Origin of the sequence: Paucibacter sp. KCTC 42545 (assembly GCF_001477625.1) — a bacterium.
Lineage (GTDB): Bacteria > Pseudomonadota > Gammaproteobacteria > Burkholderiales > Burkholderiaceae_C > Paucibacter_A.
The window spans coordinates 5,158,116-5,169,161 of sequence record NZ_CP013692.1; the positions used below are offsets into that span (position 1 = coordinate 5,158,116).

At 51.3% G+C, this 11,046-nt stretch carries 4 tRNA genes and 6 rRNA genes; all 10 read left to right on the plus strand.

What is annotated here, in order from left to right:
• The first annotated feature begins 25 nt into the window (after window positions 1–25).
• The 10 genes from rrf (AT984_RS22210) (at window position 26) to AT984_RS00005 (ending at window position 11,046) form a co-directional block, all read left to right on the plus strand.
• Window positions 26–138, plus strand: a 5S ribosomal RNA gene (gene rrf / locus AT984_RS22210).
• Between the two features lie 424 nt (window positions 139–562).
• Window positions 563–2,086 (plus strand): 16S ribosomal RNA (locus tag AT984_RS22215).
• Between the two features lie 190 nt (window positions 2,087–2,276).
• Window positions 2,277–2,353 (plus strand) — tRNA-Ile (locus AT984_RS22220).
• Between the two features lie 15 nt (window positions 2,354–2,368).
• Window positions 2,369–2,444: transfer RNA gene (locus AT984_RS22225), tRNA-Ala, on the plus strand.
• Between the two features lie 320 nt (window positions 2,445–2,764).
• A 23S ribosomal RNA gene (locus AT984_RS22230) occupies window positions 2,765–5,644 on the plus strand.
• Between the two features lie 204 nt (window positions 5,645–5,848).
• Window positions 5,849–5,961 (plus strand): 5S ribosomal RNA (gene rrf / locus AT984_RS22235).
• 424 nt (window positions 5,962–6,385) lie between these two features.
• Window positions 6,386–7,909: ribosomal RNA gene (locus tag AT984_RS22240) — 16S ribosomal RNA — on the plus strand.
• Window positions 7,910–8,099: 190 nt separating this feature from the next.
• Window positions 8,100–8,176, plus strand: a tRNA-Ile gene (locus tag AT984_RS22245).
• A gap of 15 nt (window positions 8,177–8,191) precedes the next feature.
• A tRNA-Ala gene (locus tag AT984_RS22250) sits at window positions 8,192–8,267 on the plus strand.
• A gap of 320 nt (window positions 8,268–8,587) precedes the next feature.
• Window positions 8,588–11,046, plus strand: a 23S ribosomal RNA gene (locus tag AT984_RS00005).
• Together the 16S, 23S and 5S rRNA genes with 4 tRNA genes alongside form the textbook arrangement of a ribosomal RNA operon.

Here is an 11,046-nt window from a genome sequence, read left to right on the forward strand (position 1 = left end):
TTGAACAGCAGATCAACCAGTTAAGCCTGATGACCATAGCGAGGCGGTCCCACTCCTTCCCATCCCGAACAGGACAGTGAAATGCCTCAGCGCCGATGATAGTGCGGATTCCCGTGTGAAAGTAGGTCATCGTCAGGCTAATATTAAGCAAAACGCCCGGTCACTTGGCCGGGCGTTTCTGTCTTCAGTCTGTAGACACAAGCTGCTGCGTGCAGGGTTTGTGTTTGCGGATGCGCCAGGCGAGAGTCTGGTGATGCGAAGCAGAAGATGGCGGCGAGATGAAAATCTTGATGCAATAGGTGTTGACGATAGTGAAAACTTCTGACACAATCCCATCTCTGTGCTGCTGACGTCAAGTCGGTGGCAAACAAGTTAACGAAGGCTGAGGCCGGAGTTGCTTGAGCTCTTTAATAATTCACAGCCGATAAGCGTGGGCGTTTGAAGATGAGTGCTGGTTGCAGGTGACTGCAGCCAAGTCTCTTAGACTTTAAACGCTCACGGAAATTAAGATTGGAATCATGCAAATGGTTTTAGTCGATTCCGTTGAGTAAAAAGCAAGATCGAACTGTAGAGTTTGATCCTGGCTCAGATTGAACGCTGGCGGCATGCCTTACACATGCAAGTCGAACGGTAACAGGTTAAGCTGACGAGTGGCGAACGGGTGAGTAATATATCGGAACGTGCCCAGTTGTGGGGGATAACTACTCGAAAGAGTGGCTAATACCGCATGAGACCTGAGGGTGAAAGCGGGGGATCGCAAGACCTCGCGCAATTGGAGCGGCCGATATCAGATTAGCTAGTTGGCGGGGTAAAAGCCCACCAAGGCGACGATCTGTAGCTGGTCTGAGAGGACGACCAGCCACACTGGGACTGAGACACGGCCCAGACTCCTACGGGAGGCAGCAGTGGGGAATTTTGGACAATGGACGCAAGTCTGATCCAGCCATGCCGCGTGCGGGAAGAAGGCCTTCGGGTTGTAAACCGCTTTTGTCAGGGAAGAAACGGGTTTCTCTAATACAGAGACCTAATGACGGTACCTGAAGAATAAGCACCGGCTAACTACGTGCCAGCAGCCGCGGTAATACGTAGGGTGCAAGCGTTAATCGGAATTACTGGGCGTAAAGCGTGCGCAGGCGGTTATGCAAGACAGAGGTGAAATCCCCGGGCTCAACCTGGGAACTGCCTTTGTGACTGCATAGCTAGAGTACGGTAGAGGGGGATGGAATTCCGCGTGTAGCAGTGAAATGCGTAGATATGCGGAGGAACACCGATGGCGAAGGCAATCCCCTGGACCTGTACTGACGCTCATGCACGAAAGCGTGGGGAGCAAACAGGATTAGATACCCTGGTAGTCCACGCCCTAAACGATGTCAACTGGTTGTTGGGAGGGTTTCTTCTCAGTAACGAAGCTAACGCGTGAAGTTGACCGCCTGGGGAGTACGGCCGCAAGGTTGAAACTCAAAGGAATTGACGGGGACCCGCACAAGCGGTGGATGATGTGGTTTAATTCGATGCAACGCGAAAAACCTTACCTACCCTTGACATGTCAGAGATCCCGCAGAGATGTGGGAGTGCTCGAAAGAGAATCTGAACACAGGTGCTGCATGGCCGTCGTCAGCTCGTGTCGTGAGATGTTGGGTTAAGTCCCGCAACGAGCGCAACCCTTGTCATTAGTTGCTACGAAAGGGCACTCTAATGAGACTGCCGGTGACAAACCGGAGGAAGGTGGGGATGACGTCAGGTCATCATGGCCCTTATGGGTAGGGCTACACACGTCATACAATGGCCGGTACAGAGGGCTGCCAACCCGCGAGGGGGAGCTAATCCCAGAAAACCGGTCGTAGTCCGGATCGTAGTCTGCAACTCGACTGCGTGAAGTCGGAATCGCTAGTAATCGCGGATCAGCTTGCCGCGGTGAATACGTTCCCGGGTCTTGTACACACCGCCCGTCACACCATGGGAGCGGGTTCTGCCAGAAGTAGTTAGCCTAACCGCAAGGAGGGCGATTACCACGGCAGGGTTCGTGACTGGGGTGAAGTCGTAACAAGGTAGCCGTATCGGAAGGTGCGGCTGGATCACCTCCTTTCTAGAAATGGTCGAGCCACGGTTGAGTTACTTGTAATTCAGCATGAGCGAGATCCACATGCACTCAGATTGAAGCGCCCACACTTATCGGCTGTAGTAACAACTGCAAGAGCAAATACAAAAAGCGTGAGCCTGCCGAGCTGGCCTCTAAGGTAAGCGTCTGAGCTCAGGAGCACGCGAGAAGAACGCGTGGGTCTGTAGCTCAGTTGGTTAGAGCACCGTCTTGATAAGGCGGGGGTCGCTGGTTCGAATCCAGCCAGACCCACCACGGAATTTAATTCCCGGGGGATTAGCTCAGCTGGGAGAGCACCTGCTTTGCAAGCAGGGGGTCGTCGGTTCGATCCCGTCATCCTCCACCATGTATTTACTCGAAGTTGGCAAACCAGAGCGTCTATAGAAGATGTTGTGGTTTGCCAGTTTTTATTGGCATTGTTCTTTAACAATTTGTAGAGTCGAATCAGCGTTGTCGACGGAAAGTTTAGTCTCTTCGTAAAGGGGACTAGACACCGTGCCGTCGGCAACATTTTGATTGCGTCAAACACAAGACTTCAACTGAGCAAGAAATTGTTTAGATATGAAGAACGGCGTAACGCGTAAATACTCAATAACGTATGGACTCATGAATGGGGTCTGTACGAGTTCTTGACCGACAGTGCCGTCAGCGCTGTCAAAGTTATAGGGTCAAGTGACTAAGTGCATATGGTGGATGCCTAGGCGATTACAGGCGACGAAAGACGTGATAGCCTGCGATAAGCTTCGGGGAGCTGGCAAATTAGCTTTGATCCGGAGATTTCTGAATGGGGAAACCCACCGCGCGAGCGGTAACTCTGACTGAATACATAGGTCATTGTGGCGAACCGGGTGAACTGAAACATCTCAGTAGCTCGAGGAAAAGACATCAACCGAGATTCCGAAAGTAGTGGCGAGCGAAATTGGAATAGCCTTTACGTTTTAGCATCGTGTATATCAGAACGGAATGGAAAGTCCGGCCATAGCGGGTGATAGCCCCGTATGAGAAATGCTGCGGTGTGGAACTAAGCGTAAGACAAGTAGGGCGGGACACGTGTAATCCTGTCTGAATATGGGGGGACCATCCTCCAAGGCTAAATACTCGTAATCGACCGATAGTGAACTAGTACCGTGAGGGAAAGGCGAAAAGAACCCCGGGAGGGGAGTGAAATAGATCCTGAAACCGTATGCATACAAAAAGTAGGAGCCGCAAGGTGACTGCGTACCTTTTGTATAATGGGTCAGCGACTTACATTCAGTGGCGAGGTTAACCGAATAGGGAAGCCGTAGAGAAATCGAGTCCGAATAGGGCGAATTAGTCGCTGGGTGTAGACCCGAAACCAAGTGATCTATCCATGGCCAGGATGAAGGTACCGTAACAGGTGCTGGAGGTCCGAACCGACTAATGTTGCAAAATTAGCGGATGAGCTGTGGATAGGGGTGAAAGGCTAAACAAACTTGGAAATAGCTGGTTCTCTCCGAAAACTATTTAGGTAGTGCCTCAAGTATTACCATCGGGGGTAGAGCACTGTTATGGCTAGGGGGTCATGGCGACTTACCAAACCATTGCAAACTCCGAATACCGATGAGTACAGCTTGGGAGACAGAGCACCGGGTGCTAACGTCCGGACTCAAGAGGGAAACAACCCAGACCGCCAGCTAAGGTCCCCAAAATTGGCTAAGTGGGAAACGAAGTGGGAAGGCTAAAACAGTCAGGATGTTGGCTTAGAAGCAGCCATCATTTAAAGAAAGCGTAATAGCTCACTGATCGAGTCGTCCTGCGCGGAAGATGTAACGGGGCTAAGCCAGTTACCGAAGCTGCGGATGTGCAATTTATTGCACGTGGTAGGAGAGCGTTCTGTAAGCCTGTGAAGGTGGGTTGTGAAGCCTGCTGGAGGTATCAGAAGTGCGAATGCTGACATGAGTAGCGTTAAAGGGGGTGAAAAGCCCCCTCGCCGAAAGCGCAAGGTTTCCTACGCAACGTTCATCGGCGTAGGGTGAGTCGGCCCCTAAGGCGAGGCAGAGATGCGTAGCTGATGGGAAACAGGTAAATATTCCTGTACCGATCTGTAATGCGATGTGGGGACGGAGAAGGTTAGCTCAGCCAACGGTTGGAAGTGTTGGTTCAAGCGTGTAGTCATGCCCCTTAGGCAAATCCGGGGGGCTAAGATGAGGCGTGATAACGAGAGTGCTTGCACTTGAAGTGAGTGATACCCTGCTTCCAAGAAAAGCCACTAAGCTTCAGTTACAGATTGACCGTACCGCAAACCGACACTGGTGCGCGAGATGAGTATTCTAAGGCGCTTGAGAGAACTCTGGAGAAGGAACTCGGCAAATTGACACCGTAACTTCGGAAGAAGGTGTGCCTCTATTAGGTGAAGAGATTTACTCTCGGAGCCGAATGGGGTCGCAGAGAATCGGTGGCTGCAACTGTTTATTAAAAACACAGCACTCTGCAAAGACGAAAGTCGACGTATAGGGTGTGACTCCTGCCCGGTGCTGGAAGATTAAATGATGGGGTGCAAGCTCTTGACTGAAGTCCCAGTAAACGGCGGCCGTAACTATAACGGTCCTAAGGTAGCGAAATTCCTTGTCGGGTAAGTTCCGACCTGCACGAATGGAGTAATGATGGCCACACTGTCTCCTCCAGAGACTCAGCGAAGTTGAAATGTTTGTGATGATGCAATCTCCCCGCGGAAAGACGGAAAGACCCCATGAACCTTTACTGTAGCTTTACATTGGACTTTGAACAGATCTGTGTAGGATAGGTGGGAGGCTTTGAAGTGAGGACGCTAGTTCTCATGGAGCCAACGTTGAAATACCACCCTGGTGTGTTTGAGGTTCTAACCTTGGTCCCTTATCGGGATTGGGGACAGTGTATGGTGGGCAGTTTGACTGGGGCGGTCTCCTCCCAAAGTGTAACGGAGGAGTTCGAAGGTACGCTAAATACGGTCGGAAATCGTGTTGATAGTGCATTGGCATAAGCGTGCTTGACTGCGAGACTGACAAGTCGAGCAGGTACGAAAGTAGGACAAAGTGATCCGGTGGTTCTGTATGGAAGGGCCATCGCTCAACGGATAAAAGGTACTCTGGGGATAACAGGCTGATACCGCCCAAGAGTTCATATCGACGGCGGTGTTTGGCACCTCGATGTCGGCTCATCTCATCCTGGGGCTGTAGCCGGTCCCAAGGGTATGGCTGTTCGCCATTTAAAGAGGTACGTGAGCTGGGTTTAAAACGTCGTGAGACAGTTTGGTCCCTATCTTCCGTGGGCGCTGCAAGATTGAGAGAGCCTGCTCCTAGTACGAGAGGACCGGAGTGGACGCACCTCTGGTGTATCGGTTGTCACGCCAGTGGCATCGCCGAGTAGCTAAGTGCGGAAGAGATAACCGCTGAAAGCATCTAAGCGGGAAACTCGTCTCAAGATGAGTCTTGCCGGGGCCTAGAGCCCCTGAAGGGTCGTTCGAGACCAGGACGTTGATAGGCTGGGTGTGGAAGCGCAGTAATGCGTTAAGCTAACCAGTACTAATTGCCCGTGAGGCTTGACCCTATAACTTTGACAGTTCAGAAATGAACGTGTTCAAGGATTATTGAGTAGTCAATACAAGTTATACCGTTCTTCAAAGAAGTCGGTGTTAGCGCAATCAAAAAAGCTGATTCGAGTAATATGACAAACCCTCAAACGGTGTCATAATACGACTCTACAAATTGGATCGGTTGTTCGAGCGATTGAACAGCAGATCAACCAGTTAAGCCTGATGACCATAGCGAGGCGGTCCCACTCCTTCCCATCCCGAACAGGACAGTGAAATGCCTCAGCGCCGATGATAGTGCGGATTCCCGTGTGAAAGTAGGTCATCGTCAGGCTAATATTAAGCAAAACGCCCGGTCACTTGGCCGGGCGTTTCTGTCTTCAGTCTGTAGACACAAGCTGCTGCGTGCAGGGTTTGTGTTTGCGGATGCGCCAGGCGAGAGTCTGGTGATGCGAAGCAGAAGATGGCGGCGAGATGAAAATCTTGATGCAATAGGTGTTGACGATAGTGAAAACTTCTGACACAATCCCATCTCTGTGCTGCTGACGTCAAGTCGGTGGCAAACAAGTTAACGAAGGCTGAGGCCGGAGTTGCTTGAGCTCTTTAATAATTCACAGCCGATAAGCGTGGGCGTTTGAAGATGAGTGCTGGTTGCAGGTGACTGCAGCCAAGTCTCTTAGACTTTAAACGCTCACGGAAATTAAGATTGGAATCATGCAAATGGTTTTAGTCGATTCCGTTGAGTAAAAAGCAAGATCGAACTGTAGAGTTTGATCCTGGCTCAGATTGAACGCTGGCGGCATGCCTTACACATGCAAGTCGAACGGTAACAGGTTAAGCTGACGAGTGGCGAACGGGTGAGTAATATATCGGAACGTGCCCAGTTGTGGGGGATAACTACTCGAAAGAGTGGCTAATACCGCATGAGACCTGAGGGTGAAAGCGGGGGATCGCAAGACCTCGCGCAATTGGAGCGGCCGATATCAGATTAGCTAGTTGGCGGGGTAAAAGCCCACCAAGGCGACGATCTGTAGCTGGTCTGAGAGGACGACCAGCCACACTGGGACTGAGACACGGCCCAGACTCCTACGGGAGGCAGCAGTGGGGAATTTTGGACAATGGACGCAAGTCTGATCCAGCCATGCCGCGTGCGGGAAGAAGGCCTTCGGGTTGTAAACCGCTTTTGTCAGGGAAGAAACGGGTTTCTCTAATACAGAGACCTAATGACGGTACCTGAAGAATAAGCACCGGCTAACTACGTGCCAGCAGCCGCGGTAATACGTAGGGTGCAAGCGTTAATCGGAATTACTGGGCGTAAAGCGTGCGCAGGCGGTTATGCAAGACAGAGGTGAAATCCCCGGGCTCAACCTGGGAACTGCCTTTGTGACTGCATAGCTAGAGTACGGTAGAGGGGGATGGAATTCCGCGTGTAGCAGTGAAATGCGTAGATATGCGGAGGAACACCGATGGCGAAGGCAATCCCCTGGACCTGTACTGACGCTCATGCACGAAAGCGTGGGGAGCAAACAGGATTAGATACCCTGGTAGTCCACGCCCTAAACGATGTCAACTGGTTGTTGGGAGGGTTTCTTCTCAGTAACGAAGCTAACGCGTGAAGTTGACCGCCTGGGGAGTACGGCCGCAAGGTTGAAACTCAAAGGAATTGACGGGGACCCGCACAAGCGGTGGATGATGTGGTTTAATTCGATGCAACGCGAAAAACCTTACCTACCCTTGACATGTCAGAGATCCCGCAGAGATGTGGGAGTGCTCGAAAGAGAATCTGAACACAGGTGCTGCATGGCCGTCGTCAGCTCGTGTCGTGAGATGTTGGGTTAAGTCCCGCAACGAGCGCAACCCTTGTCATTAGTTGCTACGAAAGGGCACTCTAATGAGACTGCCGGTGACAAACCGGAGGAAGGTGGGGATGACGTCAGGTCATCATGGCCCTTATGGGTAGGGCTACACACGTCATACAATGGCCGGTACAGAGGGCTGCCAACCCGCGAGGGGGAGCTAATCCCAGAAAACCGGTCGTAGTCCGGATCGTAGTCTGCAACTCGACTGCGTGAAGTCGGAATCGCTAGTAATCGCGGATCAGCTTGCCGCGGTGAATACGTTCCCGGGTCTTGTACACACCGCCCGTCACACCATGGGAGCGGGTTCTGCCAGAAGTAGTTAGCCTAACCGCAAGGAGGGCGATTACCACGGCAGGGTTCGTGACTGGGGTGAAGTCGTAACAAGGTAGCCGTATCGGAAGGTGCGGCTGGATCACCTCCTTTCTAGAAATGGTCGAGCCACGGTTGAGTTACTTGTAATTCAGCATGAGCGAGATCCACATGCACTCAGATTGAAGCGCCCACACTTATCGGCTGTAGTAACAACTGCAAGAGCAAATACAAAAAGCGTGAGCCTGCCGAGCTGGCCTCTAAGGTAAGCGTCTGAGCTCAGGAGCACGCGAGAAGAACGCGTGGGTCTGTAGCTCAGTTGGTTAGAGCACCGTCTTGATAAGGCGGGGGTCGCTGGTTCGAATCCAGCCAGACCCACCACGGAATTTAATTCCCGGGGGATTAGCTCAGCTGGGAGAGCACCTGCTTTGCAAGCAGGGGGTCGTCGGTTCGATCCCGTCATCCTCCACCATGTATTTACTCGAAGTTGGCAAACCAGAGCGTCTATAGAAGATGTTGTGGTTTGCCAGTTTTTATTGGCATTGTTCTTTAACAATTTGTAGAGTCGAATCAGCGTTGTCGACGGAAAGTTTAGTCTCTTCGTAAAGGGGACTAGACACCGTGCCGTCGGCAACATTTTGATTGCGTCAAACACAAGACTTCAACTGAGCAAGAAATTGTTTAGATATGAAGAACGGCGTAACGCGTAAATACTCAATAACGTATGGACTCATGAATGGGGTCTGTACGAGTTCTTGACCGACAGTGCCGTCAGCGCTGTCAAAGTTATAGGGTCAAGTGACTAAGTGCATATGGTGGATGCCTAGGCGATTACAGGCGACGAAAGACGTGATAGCCTGCGATAAGCTTCGGGGAGCTGGCAAATTAGCTTTGATCCGGAGATTTCTGAATGGGGAAACCCACCGCGCGAGCGGTAACTCTGACTGAATACATAGGTCATTGTGGCGAACCGGGTGAACTGAAACATCTCAGTAGCTCGAGGAAAAGACATCAACCGAGATTCCGAAAGTAGTGGCGAGCGAAATTGGAATAGCCTTTACGTTTTAGCATCGTGTATATCAGAACGGAATGGAAAGTCCGGCCATAGCGGGTGATAGCCCCGTATGAGAAATGCTGCGGTGTGGAACTAAGCGTAAGACAAGTAGGGCGGGACACGTGTAATCCTGTCTGAATATGGGGGGACCATCCTCCAAGGCTAAATACTCGTAATCGACCGATAGTGAACTAGTACCGTGAGGGAAAGGCGAAAAGAACCCCGGGAGGGGAGTGAAATAGATCCTGAAACCGTATGCATACAAAAAGTAGGAGCCGCAAGGTGACTGCGTACCTTTTGTATAATGGGTCAGCGACTTACATTCAGTGGCGAGGTTAACCGAATAGGGAAGCCGTAGAGAAATCGAGTCCGAATAGGGCGAATTAGTCGCTGGGTGTAGACCCGAAACCAAGTGATCTATCCATGGCCAGGATGAAGGTACCGTAACAGGTGCTGGAGGTCCGAACCGACTAATGTTGCAAAATTAGCGGATGAGCTGTGGATAGGGGTGAAAGGCTAAACAAACTTGGAAATAGCTGGTTCTCTCCGAAAACTATTTAGGTAGTGCCTCAAGTATTACCATCGGGGGTAGAGCACTGTTATGGCTAGGGGGTCATGGCGACTTACCAAACCATTGCAAACTCCGAATACCGATGAGTACAGCTTGGGAGACAGAGCACCGGGTGCTAACGTCCGGACTCAAGAGGGAAACAACCCAGACCGCCAGCTAAGGTCCCCAAAATTGGCTAAGTGGGAAACGAAGTGGGAAGGCTAAAACAGTCAGGATGTTGGCTTAGAAGCAGCCATCATTTAAAGAAAGCGTAATAGCTCACTGATCGAGTCGTCCTGCGCGGAAGATGTAACGGGGCTAAGCCAGTTACCGAAGCTGCGGATGTGCAATTTATTGCACGTGGTAGGAGAGCGTTCTGTAAGCCTGTGAAGGTGGGTTGTGAAGCCTGCTGGAGGTATCAGAAGTGCGAATGCTGACATGAGTAGCGTTAAAGGGGGTGAAAAGCCCCCTCGCCGAAAGCGCAAGGTTTCCTACGCAACGTTCATCGGCGTAGGGTGAGTCGGCCCCTAAGGCGAGGCAGAGATGCGTAGCTGATGGGAAACAGGTAAATATTCCTGTACCGATCTGTAATGCGATGTGGGGACGGAGAAGGTTAGCTCAGCCAACGGTTGGAAGTGTTGGTTCAAGCGTGTAGTCATGCCCCTTAGGCAAATCCGGGGGGCTAAGATGAGGCGTGATAACGAGAGTGCTTGCACTTGAAGTGAGTGATACCCTGCTTCCAAGAAAAGCCACTAAGCTTCAGTTACAGATTGACCGTACCGCAACCGACACTGGTGCGCGAGATGAGTATTCTAAGGCGCTTGAGAGAACTCTGGAGAAGGAACTCGGGCAAATTGACACCGTAACTTCGGAAGAAGGTGTGCCTCTATTAGGTGAAGAGATTTACTCTCGGAGCCGAATGGGGTCGCAGAGAATCGGTGGCTGCAACTGTTTATTAAAACACAGCACTCTGCAAAGACGAAAGTCGACGTATAGGGTGTGACTCCTGCCCGGTGCTGGAAGATTAAATGATGGGGTGCAAGCTCTTTGACTGAAGTCCCAGTAAACGGCGGCCGTAACTATAACGGTCCTAAGGTAGCGAAATTCCTTGTCGGGTAAGTTCCGACCTGCACGAATGGAGTAATGATGGCCACACTGTCTCCTCCAGAGACTCAGCGAAGTTGAAATGTTTGTGATGATGCAATCTCCCCGCGGAAAGACGGAAAGACCCCATGAACCTTTACTGTAGCTTTACATTGGACTTTGAACAGATCTGTGTAGGATAGGTGGGAGGCTTTGAAGTGAGGACGCTAGTTCTCATGGAGCCAACGTTGAAATACCACCCTGGTGTGTTTGAGGTTCTAACCTTGGTCCCTTATCGGGATTGGGGACAGTGTATGGTGGGCAGTTTGACTGGGGCGGTCTCCTCCCAAAGTGTAACGGAGGAGTTCGAAGGTACGCTAAATACGGTCGGAAATCGTGTTGATAGTGCATTGGCATAAGCGTGCTTGACTGCGAGACTGACAAGTCGAGCAGGTACGAAAGTAGGACAAAGTGATCCGGTGGTTCTGTATGGAAGGGCCATCGCTCAACGGATAAAAGGTACTCTGGGGATAACAGGCTGATACCGCCCAAGAGTTCATATCG